Origin of the sequence: Brevibacterium sp., from assembly GCF_052105255.1 — a bacterium.
In the GTDB taxonomy this organism is placed as follows: Bacteria; Actinomycetota; Actinomycetes; order Actinomycetales; family Brevibacteriaceae; genus Brevibacterium; species Brevibacterium linens_B.
This window is the reverse complement of the sequence record NZ_JBQDYQ010000065.1, coordinates 1-15,676: the sequence shown is the minus strand read 5'-3', so window position 1 is coordinate 15,676 and position 15,676 is coordinate 1. Positions and strand designations below refer to the sequence as shown.

At 65.3% G+C, this 15,676-nt stretch carries 16 protein-coding genes and 1 tRNA gene; 5 read left to right on the top strand and 12 right to left on the bottom strand.

All coding sequences use genetic code 11. The features are described 5' to 3' along the window. Positions 1 to 196 precede the first annotated feature (196 nt). Positions 197 to 269: transfer RNA gene (locus ACTIIH_RS14095), tRNA-Asn, on the bottom strand. Between the two features lie 256 nt (positions 270 to 525). Between ACTIIH_RS14095 and ACTIIH_RS14090 the strand changes: the two genes are divergently transcribed. Further along, entirely contained in the window at positions 526 to 1,437 is a 912-nt protein-coding gene (locus ACTIIH_RS14090) for a DMT family transporter (protein ID WP_441452517.1), read from the top strand. Beyond that, positions 1,438 to 2,649: a glycosyltransferase gene (locus tag ACTIIH_RS14085; protein ID WP_441452520.1), complete on the top strand. Its 1,212-nt coding sequence runs from the start codon at positions 1,438 to 1,440 to the stop codon at positions 2,647 to 2,649. A 41-nt stretch (positions 2,650 to 2,690) separates the two neighbouring features. Here the strand turns inward: ACTIIH_RS14085 and gluQRS are convergent, their stop codons facing one another. The 9 genes from gluQRS to ACTIIH_RS14040 all read right to left on the bottom strand — a co-directional run bounded on the left by gluQRS (position 2,691) and on the right by ACTIIH_RS14040 (position 10,840). After that, entirely contained in the window at positions 2,691 to 3,629 is a 939-nt protein-coding gene (gene gluQRS, locus ACTIIH_RS14080) for a tRNA glutamyl-Q(34) synthetase GluQRS (RefSeq protein ID WP_441452515.1), read from the bottom strand. Then, complete coding sequence (locus ACTIIH_RS14075; protein WP_441452513.1) at positions 3,626 to 3,946, bottom strand: GNAT family N-acetyltransferase; 321 nt, start codon at positions 3,944 to 3,946, stop codon at positions 3,626 to 3,628. The genes gluQRS and ACTIIH_RS14075 overlap by 4 nt, the downstream gene beginning before the upstream one ends. A gap of 98 nt (positions 3,947 to 4,044) precedes the next feature. Next, positions 4,045 to 5,736 (bottom strand): AMP-binding protein, encoded by a 1,692-nt coding sequence (locus ACTIIH_RS14070; RefSeq protein ID WP_441452511.1) that lies wholly within the window; start codon positions 5,734 to 5,736, stop codon positions 4,045 to 4,047. Between the two features lie 28 nt (positions 5,737 to 5,764). Continuing rightward, the gene (locus tag ACTIIH_RS14065; RefSeq protein ID WP_441452509.1) at positions 5,765 to 7,462 is read right to left on the bottom strand and encodes an ABC transporter permease; all 1,698 of its coding nucleotides are present in this window, start codon (positions 7,460 to 7,462) and stop codon (positions 5,765 to 5,767) included. Between the two features lie 20 nt (positions 7,463 to 7,482). Then, the gene (gene modA / locus ACTIIH_RS14060; protein WP_441452508.1) at positions 7,483 to 8,247 is read right to left on the bottom strand and encodes a molybdate ABC transporter substrate-binding protein; all 765 of its coding nucleotides are present in this window, start codon (positions 8,245 to 8,247) and stop codon (positions 7,483 to 7,485) included. 91 nt (positions 8,248 to 8,338) lie between these two features. Next, entirely contained in the window at positions 8,339 to 8,740 is a 402-nt protein-coding gene (locus ACTIIH_RS14055) for a TOBE domain-containing protein (RefSeq protein ID WP_101554004.1), read from the bottom strand. After that, positions 8,737 to 9,168: a molybdenum cofactor biosynthesis protein MoaE gene (locus ACTIIH_RS14050; protein ID WP_441452506.1), complete on the bottom strand. Its 432-nt coding sequence runs from the start codon at positions 9,166 to 9,168 to the stop codon at positions 8,737 to 8,739. The genes ACTIIH_RS14055 and ACTIIH_RS14050 overlap by 4 nt, the downstream gene beginning before the upstream one ends. Further along, positions 9,165 to 9,635 (bottom strand): cyclic pyranopterin monophosphate synthase MoaC, encoded by a 471-nt coding sequence (gene moaC, locus ACTIIH_RS14045; RefSeq protein WP_441452518.1) that lies wholly within the window; start codon positions 9,633 to 9,635, stop codon positions 9,165 to 9,167. Before moaC ends, ACTIIH_RS14050 begins: the two co-directional genes overlap by 4 nt. Further along, on the bottom strand, positions 9,632 to 10,840 hold the full coding sequence (locus ACTIIH_RS14040) for a molybdopterin molybdotransferase MoeA (protein ID WP_441452504.1): 1,209 nt from the start codon (positions 10,838 to 10,840) through the stop codon (positions 9,632 to 9,634). The genes moaC and ACTIIH_RS14040 overlap by 4 nt, the downstream gene beginning before the upstream one ends. A 41-nt stretch (positions 10,841 to 10,881) precedes the next feature. Between ACTIIH_RS14040 and moaA the strand changes: the two genes are divergently transcribed. Together moaA and ACTIIH_RS14030 are read left to right on the top strand one after the other, a co-directional pair. Continuing rightward, positions 10,882 to 11,970: a GTP 3',8-cyclase MoaA gene (gene moaA, locus ACTIIH_RS14035; RefSeq protein WP_441452502.1), complete on the top strand. Its 1,089-nt coding sequence runs from the start codon at positions 10,882 to 10,884 to the stop codon at positions 11,968 to 11,970. Beyond that, positions 11,971 to 12,216, top strand: a complete 246-nt coding sequence (locus tag ACTIIH_RS14030) for a MoaD/ThiS family protein (protein WP_441452500.1) — start codon at positions 11,971 to 11,973, stop codon at positions 12,214 to 12,216. It begins immediately after the preceding gene. A gap of 32 nt (positions 12,217 to 12,248) precedes the next feature. Here the strand turns inward: ACTIIH_RS14030 and ACTIIH_RS14025 are convergent, their stop codons facing one another. After that, complete coding sequence (locus ACTIIH_RS14025; protein ID WP_441452498.1) at positions 12,249 to 13,421, bottom strand: ThiF family adenylyltransferase; 1,173 nt, start codon at positions 13,419 to 13,421, stop codon at positions 12,249 to 12,251. A 118-nt stretch (positions 13,422 to 13,539) separates the two neighbouring features. Then, entirely contained in the window at positions 13,540 to 14,775 is a 1,236-nt protein-coding gene (locus ACTIIH_RS14020; protein ID WP_441452496.1) for a molybdopterin molybdotransferase MoeA, read from the bottom strand. Positions 14,776 to 14,913: 138 nt separating this feature from the next. Here ACTIIH_RS14020 and ACTIIH_RS14015 point away from each other — a divergent pair. Further along, positions 14,914 to 15,676, top strand: a 763-nt coding sequence (locus ACTIIH_RS14015) for a CPBP family glutamic-type intramembrane protease (RefSeq protein ID WP_441452494.1), incomplete at its 3' end; no start/stop codon positions are given.

The following is a 15,676-nucleotide window of genomic DNA, read 5'->3' as shown; positions in this document are numbered from 1 at the left end:
AGAGATAGACACGCTAGCAGCGTGAGTGACTCCAAACAGCTTGACAGGGCGCGGCCTATGCACTTTGATGCCGCGGGTGCTGCGGGCTAGAGGAATCTTTATTGCGCGGGTGATGGTGCAACGTGCCCAAAACCCGCCAGCGAGGTTCCGCCCGGGGATGACGAAGGCCCCGTCCTCACGGACGGGGCCTTTGCTGCTCCCCCGGCTGGGCTCGAACCAGCGACCCTTCGATTAACAGTCGAATGCTCTGCCAACTGAGCTACGGAGGAATGCCGCACTTTCCTGCGGACGTGTGTTCCAGCTTAGCAAACCTCCGGGCAGACGAACAAAACCATGACGAGTGCTTTAGCTCACAGCATTGAGGGCGCTTCGGCCACAGCGTGGAGGGTTTCCCCACCCGTTGCCGCAGGGTTGCCTTACAGTCAGGACAAACACAGTCCGCGGCAATCTTCGCCGCCGTCCTGCGCGATAGACTCAAAGCGATCCCCATCCCAGAACCGCACCGTCGAAACCGGAAGTCTCATCGTGACCATAGCGGCAATCGCCCTCGCCGTCCTCGCGGCCGTGGCACTGGCCTATGGCGCCTTGTATCAGCATGAAGCCGTTGCCGGGCAGGATGACTCCCACAACGGACTGAGCTGGGCACATTTCACCGACCTGCTGCGCAACCGCCGTTGGCTGCTCGGGCTGACCATCCTCGGCGTGGGAACGGCAGGCAATTTCATCGCCCTGGCTCTGGCCCCGGTGATGGTCGTCCAGCCGGTCGGGGCATTTTCGCTCATCGTCTCCGTACTGCTCGGCATCCGACACCGCGGTCTCAAGGTCAACAGACGACTCGTCCAGTCCGTGATCTGGTGCACCGCCGGGGTGACGGCCTTCGTCGCGCTCTCGGCCACGACCGCACAGTCGGAGGTCCACCTCGGCGCCGATGCGATGCCCCTGTTCTGGATCACCGCCGTCGCCGTCGCGATCGGCCTGGTGATCGTCCTGCTCTTCCGCCATGCCCCGCAGCTGGTTCTCATCATCGCGGCCGGCCTGCTCTTCGCCTGTGTGGCGACGAACGCGCACCTGGTCAGTGTCCAGTTCCTCCAGGCCGGACTCGACCAGGTCACCTGGATCAATGTCGCAGCGTTGGTGGCGGCCGTGGCCCTGGGGTCCCTGTTCGTCCAGAACGCCTATGCGGCAGGCCCCCCGGAGATGGTCATCGCCGGGCTGACGGTCATCGACCCGATCGGTGCCGTCGTCCTGGGCACCGTCGTCCTGGGAGAGGCGGCCCACGCCCCCGTCTGGCTGATCCTGATCATCACGCTCACCGGATTGGTCGCCTGCGCAGCCGTCGTTGTATTGTCGCGGTATCATCCCGATGTCAGAGACCGAGAAGCTCAGCGCAGGAACGCCCGCCGTTCCGACACCATGACCGACACCGAGGAGAGTTGAATCCTGTCTGCGCACCGTCCCACTCCGATACGCCGAATCCTGATTCCGGCAGAGACGTACGCCCCCGAAGTCAACGGTGCCGCGAAGTTCGCCGAACGACTCGCCGAAGGCCTCGCCGCCCGCGGCAACGATGTCCACGTCGCCTGCCCTTCGGCGACAGGCAAACCCTCGGTCAGCGTCGAGAACGGGGTCACCGTTCACCGACTCACCGCTCACCGCTGGCCGCTGCACCCAACGTGGATGATCTGCATGCCGTGGGAAACGAAGCCCGAGCTCTCGCGACTCCTCGACAGCATCCGTCCCGATGTCGTGCATACACAGGCTCACTTCGTCATCGGCCGCTTTGCATTCTCCGAATCGATCAGGCGGGCTATCCCCGTCGTGGCCACGAACCATTTCATGCCCGACAATGTCCGTCCCTACCTCAGAGCCCCGAAGCCCGTCCTCGACGGCGGCACCGCCATCGCCTGGTGGGATCTGCGGCGGAAGTTCCAGTCCGCTGACTTCATCACGGTGCCCACACAGCTGGCGGCCGATCTGCTCACCGAGAACGGCTTCTCCTCTCCCATCCGAGCGGTCTCATGCGGGATCGACCTGGAACGCTTCGCTCATCTGCGCGAACTCGACTGCGCCCAGTCACGGGCCGTCCCCCCTCGCGTCCTCTTCGTCGGACGCCTCTCCTCGGAGAAGCATGCCGCAGACATCGTCGAGGCCGTCGCGAAGACCGATCCGGAGCTGGGCCTCGAAGCCGATATCGTCGGCGGCGGCGACCAGGAGGAACCGCTGAAGCACCTGGCGGAGGAACTCGGCATCGCCGACCGAGTGCATGTGCTCGGAAAGATCAGCGACAAGGCGCTCATGGACGCCTACCAGCGCTGCACCTTCTTCTGCATGCCCTCGACCGCTGAGCTGCAGTCCATCGCCACGCTGGAGGCGCTGGCCTCGCGCAAACCCGTGGTCCTTGCCGATGCGGTGGCCCTGCCGCACCTCGTCCGCGACGGAGTCAACGGGTATCTGTTCCCACCGCGTGACACTGATGCCCTGGCCGATCGCTTCACCCGCATCTGCCGGATGCCCGATGCCGAACTCGATGACATGTCGAAAGCGTCGCTCGACGTCGTGGCCAAACACGATATCGAATACACGCTCGACACCTTCGAATCCATCTACGACGGAGTCATCCGAGACGCCGCCGACTCGTCCGCGGCCTGACGAGCAGGCGGCCTGACGTACGCGGGCTGACGTGCGCGGGCTCAAGCACCCACAGGTGGGACGAAGATCGTCGGTGCGGTCGGCATCCCAGTGAAGTCGACCCCGCCGATCATGTCATCGACGGTCCTCCACCTTGATCCGATTCCGTCGAGCCCCAGTGACTGCTGCATCCAGGCGAAGACGTCCTCGACGCTCCACCCGAGGCTGCGCAGCTGCTGATAGGTCACCGCGCCGTCACGTTTGGCCAGCCGCTGGCCGCTGTCGTTGAGCACCAGGGGCACATGGACCCAGCCCGGTGCGGGCAGACCCAACAGCTGTGCGAGATATGCCTGCCGCGGTGCAGAGGAGGCCAGATCGTCCCCGCGCAGGATCTCGTCGATTCCGCTCGCTGCGTCATCGACGACGACGGTGAGGTTGTAGGCGTAGACGCCGTCGCCTCGCCGCAGCACGAGATCGTCGACAAGGGCCTCCACTCGGCCCAGCAACACATCGGCGATGCTGTGCTCTCGGTTGTCCGTGCGCAGACGCAGCGCCGGCTGCCGGTTATTCACTTCGAGTCTCCGCCGGGCCGATTCCCGCTCTCCCTCGCTGAGACTGCGACAGGTCCCGGGATAGGCCCCGGGTGGTGCGTGGGGTGCGCTCGGGGCCTGAGCGATGTCCTTGCGTGAGCAATAGCATTCGTAGACGAGACCGTCGGCTGCCAGCCTCGCAATCGCGTCCGAATACTCCGCGGTACGTTCGGACTGGACAAGGGGACGCTGTTCGGGAACGACTCCGAGGTCGGCGAAGACCTCGAGCTGCGATTGGGCCGCGCCGGTCTTCACCCGATCGAGGTCTTCGACCCGCCACAGGAACCGGCGACCCGTCTGCCGGGCCCGCACATAGCTGAGCAGTCCGGTGCGGATATTGCCGATGTGGAGGTCACCGCTCGGGCTCGGAGCGAAACGCCCCGCTCCCCCGACTGAGTGGGTCCCGGTCACTGCTGGGCTACGAGGTCGCCGTAGTGCGGGAACCGTTCGAGGTAGTCCTGCACATAGGAGCAGGTGGGCACGATGGACGTCCCGTCCGCGCGGAGGAGGTCGAGCACCAGGGTGACGAGGGTGCGGGCGAATCCGCGACGGGAGAAGCCTTCGGAGATGATCGTGTGTTGCAGCTCCAAGGTGTGGTCATCGATGACCTGGTAGGCGAGGAAACCGATGAACTCCCCCGAGGTCTCTTCGGAGAAGAGTTCGAACCGTTCGCGATCGACGTTCTTCACGACTCGGACCGGTGTGGGGCTGAGGTGGGGCTGTGGCATTGGTGCACTCCTTCATAGCCGACTCCTCTAAGAACGATACAGGGTCGAGCAGGGTCTGTTCGCGACTCCGGCCACTGCCGGGACCGCGCCCGTCACCTTCAGGCTCCGGCCGACTGAGTGAGCTCTTCGCCTTCTCGTCGCAGCTCGACCTTGCGGATCTTGCCCGACACCGTCATCGGGAACGACTCACGAACCTCGACATAGCGTGGGATCTTGAAGTGGGCGAGCTTGCCGGAGCAGAACTCACGGACCTCGCCTGCGGTGAGCGAGTCGAAGCCGTCTTTGAGGATCACCCACGCCATGAGCTCTTCGCCGTATTTCTCGTCGGAGATGCCTACGATCTGGACGTCGCGGATCGCTGGATGGTGGTAGAGGAACTCCTCGACCTCGCGCGGATAGATGTTCTCGCCTCCGCGGATGACCATGTCCTTGATCCGTCCGGAGATGTCGACGTAGCCGTCGTCGTCCATGATGGCCAGGTCGCCGGTGTGGATCCACCGGGCAGCGTCGATCGTCTCGGCCGTCTTGTCCGGCTGATTCCAGTAGCCGAGCATGACCGCGTAGCCGCGAGTGCAGAATTCGCCTTTCTGGCCGCGCGGAACGGTCTGCCCGGTGACGGGGTCGACGATCTTGATCTCCAGGTGCGGCATGACGCGACCGACGGTCTCGGTGCGCTTCTGCAGGGAGTCGTCGACGCGGGTCATCATCGACACCGGCGAGGTCTCGGTCATGCCGTAGCAGATGGCGACTTCGGACATGTTCATATCGTCGATGACTCGGCGCATCGTGTTCACTGGGCAGGGCGATCCTGCCATGACTCCGGTGCGCAGTGTGGAGAAGTCGAATTCTGCGAACTTCGGATGCTCGAGCTCGGCAATGAACATCGTCGGCACACCGTAGAGCGATGTGGCTTTCTCCTCGGTGACCGCCGCCATCGTCGCTGCCGGGTCGAAGGCCGGTGACGGCAACACGACCGCCGAGCCGTGGCTGAGTGCGGCGAGGTTGCCGATGACCATACCGAAGCAGTGGTAGTACGGCACAGGAACGACCACGGTGTCAGCGGGGGTGTAGGAGAGCATCTCGCCGATGAAGAAGCCGTTGTTGAGGATGTTGTGGTGGCTGAGAGTCACACCCTTGGGGAATCCGGTCGTGCCGGAGGTGTATTGGATGTTGATCGGATCATCGGCCGAGAGATCGTCGATGACCTGCTGCAGCCGCACCGCGTACTTCGCTCCTTCGTCGTCGAGCATCTCGCGTCCCAGCTCGATGAGGTGAGCGAAGGACTCGCGCTCGCCCACTGTGACGCCGCCGATGAGGTCCTCCGAGACCGTGTCGAGGAAGATGAGGTCGAGGCTGGGAACCTTGGCGGCTACCTCGGTGGCGATGGCGTGGAAGTCCGAGTGCGGGGGTGCGACGATCTGCGAGATCATCAGGCTCATTCCGGACTGTTCGACGACGAACTCGAGTTCGTGGCTGCGGTAGGCGGGGTTGACGTTGACGAGGATCGCTCCGATCTTCGCCGTGGCATACTGCACGAGCGCCCATTCGCCGACGTTCTGCGCCCAGATGCCGACCCGGTCGCCCTTCTTCACTCCACGTTCGAGAAGGCCGATGGCCAGTGCGTCGGTGTCACGATCGAAGTCGGAGTACGTCCACCTCCGATTCGAATGCCGGTCGACCAATGCCAGCGCTTCGGGATTCCTCGCGGCGGTGCGTTTGATGTGCTCGGCGATGGTGATCCCGAGCAGCGGTTCCGTCGATGTTCCCGACGAGTAGGACAATTCGGACACTGCGGTGTGCTCCCTTGCATGCCAATTTTCACTGTGACTGATTGCACACTATTCCGTCACGGTCCCGCATGCAAAAGCTGGCGAGGAATTCGGCGCCCTCACCTGCGGCTTCGGGGTCGACCTGTCCGACGGGAGCCGAGTGGACGACGGCGCCGCTCTCCACCAGGACCAGCGACTCGGCCAGAGCGGTGACGTCATCGACGTCGTGGGTGACCAGCAGTGCGCTGCGCCCGCTCAGCAGCCGGGACAGCACCCGACGGGTCTCGACAGCGACATCCACGTCGAGTGCGGCCAGCGGTTCGTCGAGCAGCAGCAGCTTCGGTTCGACGACGAGCGCACGGGCAAGCGCGATGCGGGCGGCCTGTCCCCCGGAGACGGCGTCGGGTCTGCGGTGCGCGCACTGCCCCACGCCGAGGCGGTCGAGCATCGCCTGCGCCTGTTCACGTGCGACGCGGCGAGTCGCGCCGTGAGCCCGCAGACCGAATCCGACGTTGTCGATGACGCTCAGGTGGGGGAACAGGAGGGGGCTCTGTGCGAGATGGACGATTCCGCGGTCGTGGACCGGCGGCCACAGTCCGGCAGCGATGTCGAAGACCGTGTCGTCCCCGAGACGCAGCCGTCCCGAATCAGGCACCAGGGCGCCGGTGAGCACTTGGAACAGGGTGGATTTTCCGGCCCCGTTGCGGCCGATGATCGCAGTGGTCCCCGGCAGTGCGGAAGTCAGATCCAGATCGATTCCGCGGGCAGTCAGCTGGACTTCGGCGCTGATGCTCTGTGCAGGTCTCGCAGGTTCCACGGTTCGCGACTCCGGTTCGGTCGCTCCCCCGCGTTTCGGCGCGTCGTCGACGACGGCTGGGACCGCCTCGGCGGGGTTGGGGGTCGGGATGGGGTGCGGGGATCTCAGCCGGGGAGCGTGCGGGGACCGGTAGGCGACGATGATGATGAGCACGGCGATGACGATGAGCAGGAGCGAGAGGCCGATGGCTGCCTGCGGGTCGGATTCGCGCACGAGGTAGATCTGCAGGGGCATCGTCCGGGTGACGCCGGACAGCGATCCGGCGAAGGTCAGCGTGGCCCCGAACTCGCCGAGTGAGCGGGCGAAGCACAGCACGGCACCCGTGACGATTCCGTGTCGGAGCAGCGGCAGAGTGACCGTGAAGAACACACGATTGGGTTTCGCACCGAGCTCGGCCGCGGTGAGTTCATAGCGGCGTCCGAGGCCCGCGGTGGCGGTCTCGACGGACATGACCATGAACGGCAGGGACACGAAGACCTGCGCCATGATCACCGCCGAGGTGGTGTAGGCGAGACTGAGGCCCGCCGCTTCGAGCCCCCCGCCGAGGATGGCCGACCGACCCCAGGTGTAGAGCAGCGCGAGACCGCTGACCACCGGCGGCAGCACGAGAGGCAGCAGGATGAGGGTGCGCACGATGCGCTGGCCGGGGAACCGCCGAGTGGCGAGCAGGTACCCGAGGGGGAAGCCGATGAGGACGCTGATGAGGGCCGAGGTCACCGAGGTCAGCAGGGACAGCCTCATCGCCAGGCGGGATTCCTCGGCCGTGATCACGGCGAGCAGACTCTGGGCATCGACCCGAGTGAGCATGCCGATGATCGGCAGGAGCAGGAAGACGATTCCGATGACGGCGGGCACCCACAGCCAGCCGGGGACGAGAGATTCCGATCTGGGCCGCCGCGGGGGTCGGACCGGGGACGTCTCGCGACGCATCGGAGCAGGCGCAGGCATGGTCAGCCCGCAGCGAATCCGGCGTCGCGCAGCAGCTTCTGGGCCCTGTCGGAACCGAGGAACTTCACGAAGTCATCGGCTTGGTCCTGGTTCTCGCTGGCTCTGACAGTGGCGGCCGGGTACTTGTTGATGACCTTGTCGGCGCCGTCGAGATCGACCTGTTCGACCTTGCCGCCTCCACGGGCGATATCGGTGACGTAGACGATTCCGGCGTCGGCCTGGCCGGCGCTGACCTTGCCGAGCACATCGGTGACCGAGTTCTCTTCGCTGACCGGATCGAGTGCGACGTCGTTGAGGTCGGCCCACTTCTGAGTTGCGGCCCCGCAGGGCACTTGAGGCGCGCAGACGACGAGGTCATTGCCGGAAAAGTCCTGAGAGCTCGTGATCGCCTGCGGATTTCCCTCGGCCACGGCCAGGGTGAGCGTGTTCGAAGCGAACATCTCGGGCTCGCCGGCAAGCAGATCGTCGGAGGCGAGCGTGTCCATCGTCTTCTCATCGGCGGTGGCGATGACGTCGGCGGGGGCGCCTTCGGAGATCTGCGAGACGAGGTCGGAGGAACCGGCGAAAGAGAACTTCACGTCTGGTGCATTCGGATCGGCGGCGGTGTACTCATCGGCGATGTCGTCGAAGACTTCGGTGAGCGAAGCGGCGGCGAAGACGGTGATCTCCTCCGGTTCGTCCGCCTCGGCGTGCGGATCCGATCCCGATGAACAGGCGGTCAGGGTCAGGGCTGCGACGGTGCAGAGCCCCAGCAGGGTTTTCTTCATACCCCCATTGAACCCGCAACTGCGACTCCGTGTCGACTTCAGCTCCGATTATGAGACTCTACGGTCGCGTGTGGCCACGCAAGGCCGGTCCTCATGAACTCGGAACGGTGTCGATCGAGACCATCGTCGCCTTCACCGAGGCGGTCGCAAGTCTGCCCGGCTCGAGCCCGAGTTCGCGACAGGCTTCGGCCGACATCAGCGACACCACGCGGAAGGGACCGCACTGCATGCTGACCTGGGCCATCACTCCGTCGATGCTGACGTCCGTGACGAGACCGGCGAAGCGGTTGCGTGAGGAGCTGACGACTCCGCTGGGGTCCGGCAGAGCCTCGGAGGACGATTGAGCGAGAGCGGCGAGCTCACTGCCGTCGACGACCGCCCGATTCGAGGCGTCCTTGTGCTGGGACAGTCGACCGTCGGCGACCCACCGGCGCACGGTGTCATCGCTGACGCCGAGGAACCGTGCCGCTTCGCTGATCCGCAGTCGGGTCATTCGAGGGCTCCTACCCATTCGTCACTGCCATCGCTGAAGTGCTGATGCTTCCAGATCGCCACCCGAGCCTTGACCTCGTCGATGAGTTCGCAGCAGGCGAGGAAGGAGTCCTTCCGATGGGCTGAGGCGACGACTGCGGCCAGTGCCACATCGCCGATCTCGAGGTCGCCGACGCGGTGGACGACGGAGAGCCTGACCGCAGGGTGCCGGGCGGCGATGTCCGCAGCCACCTCGGCGATCTGAGTGGAGGCCAGGGGGTGGGATTCGTAGTGCAGACGAGCGACTCCCCGACCCTCGTCGTGGTCGCGGATGACTCCGGAGAAGCTGACGACGGCACCGCAGGTCTCCGTGAGGACCTGGGGTTCGAGTTCCTGGGTCGAAATCGGGGACTCGACGACTCCCGTGGTCACGACTGTGCCGGTGCTCATGACTCTCGCGTCCAATCGCCGCTCTTTCCGCCGGTCTTCTCGACGACCTTGATGTCGCTGATGACTGCCTGGCTGTCGACGGCTTTGATCATGTCGAAGATCGTCAGCGCGGCCGTGGTCACAGCGGTCAGGGCCTCCATCTCGACGCCGGTCTTCGACACGGTCTTCACCGCGGCGGTGATGGCCACCGCGTCCTCGCGGAGTTCGAACTCCACGTCGATTCCCGTCAGCGGCAGCGGATGGCACAGCGGGATGAGGTCGCTGGTGCGCTTGGCGCCCATGACGGCGGCGATGCGGGCCACGGGCAGAGCATCGCCCTTGGGAAGCCCCGCCTCGGCGATGAGGTCGATGACCTCGGCACGAGTGGTGATGAGGCCGGAGGCAACGGCTCGGCGCTTCGTGACGTCCTTGTCGCCGACATCGACCATCTGGGCGGTTCCTGATGCGTCGACGTGGCTGAGTTTCATGCGATCTTCCACGTCAACAGCCTATCTCCCACAGCTGAGAACGGATCGTCTGCTCCCGCGTCCTCGGGTGAGACGAAGACGAGGTGCGTGGCTTCGGCATAGCTGTGGAGCAGGTGGGACCGGGAGTCGCCGACGAATTCGAGACCGGCCTCCGTGAGTCTGGCACGCCGGACTTGGAGTTTTCCTGCCGGAGGGGCTTCGTCGAATCCGTGGGCCAGTCGGTGGTGGGCGGCTTCGCGGGGAGCTTCATGACCGGCCAAACCGAGCAGGGCGGGCCGGATGAAGAGTTCGAAGCTGATGAGTGTGCTCACCGGGTTGCCCGGCAGCGCCACCCACGCATGGTCGGCCAGGCGTCCGCAGCCCTGCGGTCCCCCGGGCTGCATGGCGATGGGTTCGAACGTCATCGAGGAGTCCGCGTCGAGTCCGGCGGCGAGTTTGACGACTTCGTGTGCGCCCTTCGAGATTCCGCCCGTGGAGATGACGAGCCCCGCGTCGCTGCTGCTTACTCGGTCGAGCAGCTGTTGCGGGTCGTCTGGGACGAACGCAACATCGACGTCGACGCCGAGGCGGCGCAGCCCGGCCGAGAGCGTCACGGAGTTCGCGTCGTTGATCCCGGCGGCCGCCTCGGCGGCGATCTCATCACCCGTGCTCACGACGAGCACGCGCGGGAGACCGAGCACCGGCAGTTCGTTCACCCCGCATGCGGCGGCCACGCCGAGGTGGGCGGGCGTCAGCATGGTTCCGGCGCTCAGCACGGCCTGACCGGTGCGGACGTCGGAGCCGCGGCGACGGACGAATGTTCCCGGCGCAGGTTCGACACCAGGATCGATGGTGACGGTTTCGGCACCGAAGCTTCCCGGTGCGGTGTCCTCGATCTTCACGACCATATCCGTGCCCTCAGGCAGCGGTGCCCCGGTCATGATCTCCACTGCTGTGCCCGGTTGCACGACCTCTCCACGTGCTCCCGCGGCCACACGGCCGCGCACGGGAATCGACTGCCCGCGCATCTCCTCCACGGTGGCGGCGGCCAGGGCGTAGCCGTCCATGCTCGAGTTGTCGAAGCCGGGGACATCGATCGGCGATTCCACATCGGCGGTCAGCCGCCTCGGCGTCTCCAGCAGAGAACTCAGCGGCAGGCTCACCGGACCGGTCAGGGGCGCGATCATCTCGGATATCCGCTCACGGTGCATCTTCGCAGTAGTCATGGGACGATGATATCGACACGCTTTTCAAGGAGGATGACGCAATGGAGAAGATCGGCCTGCCCATGCCGGTGCTCAGAACTCCGACGGTCGACCCGGGCGAGGAGTTCACCGGCCACACCGAGGACGCACTGCTCGACACCTTCGATCGCCGCGCTCGCGACCTCCGCATCTCCCTCACGGACTTCTGCAACCTGCGCTGCACCTACTGCATGCCGGAGGAAGGCGTCGAGTTCATGTCCCGCGATTCCGCGATGACCGGCGACGAGATCGTCCGCTTCGTCCGCATCGCGGTAGAGAAGTTCGGCGTCGACCAGGTCCGGTTCACCGGCGGCGAACCCCTGACACGCAAGGACATCAACGAGATCATCGCCGGCGTCGCGGCCTTGAAGCCGCGACCGAACATCGCGTTGACGACGAACGCGATCGGTCTGGACAAACGTGCCGCACGGCTGAAGGACGCGGGACTCGACCGCATCAACGTCTCGCTCGACACGATCGATCCGGAGACCTTCGAGTCCATGACCCGACGTCCGTTCCTCAAACGGGTGCTCGAGGGCATCGACGGGGCGAAGGCCGCCGGCCTCAGCCCTGTGAAGATCAACGCCGTGATGCTGCCGGGAGTCAACGATTCACAGGCGCCTGACCTGCTGCAGTGGTGTCTCGAACAGGATCTGAGTCTGCGGTTCATCGAGCAGATGCCCCTGGATGCCGGACATTCCTGGGATCGGACGTCGATGATCACCGCCGCTGACATCTTCGCCCTCCTCGAGCCCCGATTCGTCCTCACCCCGGATTCGGCGCCTCGCGGCGGTGCTCCGGCCGAGAAGTTCCTCGTCGCCGATCGACGTCGGCCCGATACGATCCTCGGCACCGTCGGAATCATCGCGTCTGTCACGCGTCCCTTCTGCGCGGACTGCACTCGCACCCGTCTGACCGCGGAGGGTCGTGTGCGCACCTGCCTGTTCTCTCGCACCGAGGTCGATCTGCTCACCGCGATGCGTGAGGGGGCCTCAGAGGATTCGATTGCGAATCTGTGGAAGGGTGCGCATTGGAAGAAGCTCGCCGGTCATGGGATGGACACGGAATCGTTCGAGCAGCCCCAGCGTCCCATGAGCGCCATCGGAGGATAAGTGCCCACCATCACCGTTCGGTTCTTCGCCGCAGCCCGCGAGGCCTTCGGCGCCCGCGAATCACAGATGAATGCCGGGTCCGTCGATGAGCTCGTCACGACCCTCGCCGAGGCGGCCGGTACCCAAGCCGCGACCGTGCTGTCGCGTTCGAGCTTCCTCGTCAATTCCGTGGCCGCGACCGATAAGTCGGTGCCTTTGGCCGATGGTGACACCGTCGATGTCCTCCCGCCGTTCGCCGGCGGGTGAGGTTCTGAGCGGCGAGATCGGTGGACGCCTCGTCAGCGCTGCTGAGGAGGCAGCTGGGACAGAAAGGCGAGGTATCCGCCGTTGACCGAGGTCACCGCGGTGCCCTGTGAGCGCAGCTGTGCTGCGGTCTTCGTCGAGCGCACCCCCGACCGGCAGTACAGTGCGATCCCTGACTGCTGCATGGGATCCGACCCGACGGGCAGCCTGCCGGGGTCGGCGAGGAGTTCGTCCATCGGAATGTGAATGGCGCCGGGGACCATCCCCGAGGCGACCTCGTCGTCCTCGCGGATGTCGACGAGGATGGAGGTCGCGTCGAGCTCCGACCAGGTGACGGTGGCCGGCCCCAGAGGACTCTCTCCGGTGTTCGTGCCGGCTGCGCCCTCGGTGCCGTCGTCGGTGCCGAGCAAGTCGAACGTGTGCTGGGCGTAATCGCTGCGATGCATCTCGAGGTCGGTGACCGGAGTTCGACCGGGGATCGGCTGCACAGGGACGGTCTCCCAGCCGGTATCGAGGCTGCTGTGGATCGCCACGCTGTTGTACAGCGGTGTGCCGATTCCGGTGAGCACCTTGATGGCTTCCATCGCCATGGCGGATCCGATGCTTCCGCACAGGGGCCCGAGGACTCCGGCGACCGAGCAGTCGGGCACGCTGCCGGGGGCGGGGACCTCGGGATAGAGGTCGCGCAGGGTGGCGCCGTGTTCGACGTCGAAGACGGCGACCTGACCGTCGAAGCCGAGGATCGTCCCCCACACGAGTGGGACCCTGAGAATCTCACAGGCATCGTTGGCAAGGTAGCGGGTGGCGAAGTTGTCGCTGCCGTCGACGACGATGTCGACGCCGTCGAAGAGGTCGAGAGCGTTGTCCACAGTGAGCAGCTGGGCAATCGTGCGGACCTCGATCGACGAGTTGATCCCGTTCATCCGCTGCCGGGCGGAATCGATCTTACGAGAGCCGACGGCCGCCTCGGTGTGGATGACCTGTCGGTGCAGATTGCTCAGCTCGACGATATCGGGATCGACCACGGTGATCGTGCCGATGCCGACGGCCGCGAGGTAGCTGAGGATCGGAGCGCCGAGTCCCCCGGCGCCGATGACGAGGACGTGCGAGTTGAGCAGCGCCGCCTGCGCGCTCTCACCGAACCTGGACAGTCTAAGCTGCCGAGCATACCGGGCCCGGTCGGCGGGTGCGAGGCGTGACGTGGACATGCTTCCATCCTAATGCGGCGATCTTTGGTGTGCCCGAGCCGCTCCGGCCGCGGCTGCGTCCTGGCTTCGGCGGCAAGTGTGCTCTGAACTCGGCAATGTCTGTGCTCTGACTTTGGCGTCAGCACTCAAGGTATTCGATGACCGTGCCCGCGCTCAGCTCCCCTGAGCTGCGTGGGGAATCTGAGTCGCGCTCTGAACCAGTGCCGCGTGGGATTCTGATGATCACATCGGCGGAGGCGAAGTTCGGCAGTCTGGCCCGATCAGCTGCACGGATCTCCCCCGATTCCGTGAAGGTGCCGGGACGGAAGGTGACGGCCCTGCCGTGTTGTCGCAGGCTGGGGCCGGCGAGGATGCCCTTTCGCCATCTCTGCCGCAGACTCTTACCCGTCAGCAGCGAGCCGACGAACAGGTGGAAGGCAACAAAAGCGCCCTGTGGAGTGCCGGGCAGATGGATCAGCGGCAGAGTCCCGAAGCGTCCGAATCCCTGAGGGGAACCGGGGCGCATATCAAGTCGACCGAACGTCGAATGGTCGGACTCCAGTGCCTGGCGGACTACCTCGAAGGCGCCCGCGCTGATTCCGCCGGTCGTCACGACGAGGTCGGCCTCAGCCTGCATCGAAGTGAGCACGCTGATCAGCTCCTCAGCGTCGTCTCTGCTCGTGGCTTCGATGGGTACGGCGCCCAGGCCGCCGACTGCGGCGGCGAGCATCGGCAGGTTCGAGTTGAAGATCGAGGCGGCGGCCGCCTCGGTGGGGGTGCCATCTGTCGGGTCAGTGACCTGGATTTCGTCTCCAGTGACGATCAGACCGATGCGGGGTGTACGGATCGTTTCGACTTCGGTGATGCCGAGCATCGCCAGGACCCCGAGCCCGGCGGCGGTGATCCGCTCCCCCGCAGTGAGGACGGGGTCACCGCGTTTCATGTCCTCACCGATTGCGCGGATGTTCCATCCGGGTGGCACGGAACTCGGGAGAGAGTCGATCCGAATGGTTTCGGGGGCGGGCCCGGTCTGCAAAGCGTCGGTGAGTTCGACGGGGACGACCGCCTCGGCGTCGGTGGGCACGGGAGCCCCGGTCATCACCCGCACCGCACATCCCGGCTGCAGAGCGACGGCTCGGTGGCCGGCGGGGATGTCGCCGATGACACGGATGGGATCGCCGATGCGGGCGGCGTTCAGAGCTGCCCCGTCGAGGGCGAATCCGTCCATCGCCGAGGCGGCGAAGTCCGGCACCGATCGCGGAGCGATGATGTCCGCCCCCGTGATGCGTCCGACCGCGTTGCGTATCGGCGTCGTCTCTGTACGCAGATCCGGTGCCAGCCCGGCGACGAGCTCGGAGTAGTCCTCTGGGTCCAATGATGTCCTTCCCTCGAGTCGATCCTACTGGCGAATCGAGGCTGACCCCGATGATTCGGTGCAGGCCGGATGATTCGATGCAGGCCAAGCCCGGTTCGTTCGGTGCAGCTCGCGCCGTGTTCGTCTACAGTGTGGATCGTGGACACTGACCGAGCAGTAACCATCGAATCCTCCCAGCTGAAATTGGTCAGCTGGGAGGCTGCCGCGGCTGCTCTGCTGGCGGTCTCGGCTGTTGTGCTCTTCGGTGTGGGAACGACGTTTCCGCAGGTCCGCGCCTTCGGATACGTTCCGATGCTTGCTGCTTTGGTCACCGCGTGGAGTGTCAATCGGCGCTTCGCCAGAGACCTCAGCATCATCGCCGCCTGTCTCGCACTCATCTCGGCGATCTCGGTCGAGGCCGATATCTCCTGGAAGAACATCGCCCGCATGGGTGTGGTGCTCTCCGCCGTCGTCATCGGCCCGTGGCTGGTGACCCGGTACGTCTTCCATGACCGGACGATCCAATTCCCGCTGCGGCGCGGCCAGCCCTGGTCGCGGCTGGAGTGGGCATGGCTGGTCTTCGTCGTCGTGGTCGCGTGGACGGTGCTGCCACAGTACTTCATGCGCACCGGGGTCTACCTCAACTGGCCGCCGCTGACGAACTGGTCGGAGATCGTCCGACTGTTCTTCGGGGTCAATGCCGTGGGCATCTGGGATGAGCTGTTCTTCATCTGCACGGTCTTCGCCCTGCTGCGCACACACTTCTCGTTCTGGACGGCGAACGTCTTCACCACGATCATCTTCGTCTCGTTCCTCTGGGAGCTCGGCTACCGGTCGATCGGGCCGCTGCTGACGATCCCCTTCGCACTCGTGCAGGCCTTCATCTTCACCCGCACGAAGTCACTGCCCTATACGGTCACGG

Bases quoted from the DNA above. Each gene is read 5' to 3' on its own strand.
- ACTIIH_RS14075 (WP_441452513.1), bottom strand. From the start codon at position 3,946: ATGCCACAGCCCCACCTCAGCCCCACACCGGTCCGAGTCGTGAAGAAC.
- ACTIIH_RS14065 (WP_441452509.1), bottom strand. From the start codon at position 7,462: ATGCGTCGCGAGACGTCCCCGGTCCGACCCCCGCGGCGGCCCAGATCG.
- ACTIIH_RS14055 (WP_101554004.1), bottom strand. From the start codon at position 8,740: ATGACCCGACTGCGGATCAGCGAAGCGGCACGGTTCCTCGGCGTCAGC.
- ACTIIH_RS14050 (WP_441452506.1), bottom strand. From the start codon at position 9,168: ATGAGCACCGGCACAGTCGTGACCACGGGAGTCGTCGAGTCCCCGATT.
- modA (WP_441452508.1), bottom strand. From the start codon at position 8,247: ATGAAGAAAACCCTGCTGGGGCTCTGCACCGTCGCAGCCCTGACCCTG.
- moaC (WP_441452518.1), bottom strand. From the start codon at position 9,635: ATGAAACTCAGCCACGTCGACGCATCAGGAACCGCCCAGATGGTCGAT.
- moaA (WP_441452502.1), top strand. From the start codon at position 10,882: ATGGAGAAGATCGGCCTGCCCATGCCGGTGCTCAGAACTCCGACGGTC.
- ACTIIH_RS14025 (WP_441452498.1), bottom strand. From the start codon at position 13,421: ATGTCCACGTCACGCCTCGCACCCGCCGACCGGGCCCGGTATGCTCGG.
- ACTIIH_RS14040 (WP_441452504.1), bottom strand. From the start codon at position 10,840: ATGACTACTGCGAAGATGCACCGTGAGCGGATATCCGAGATGATCGCG.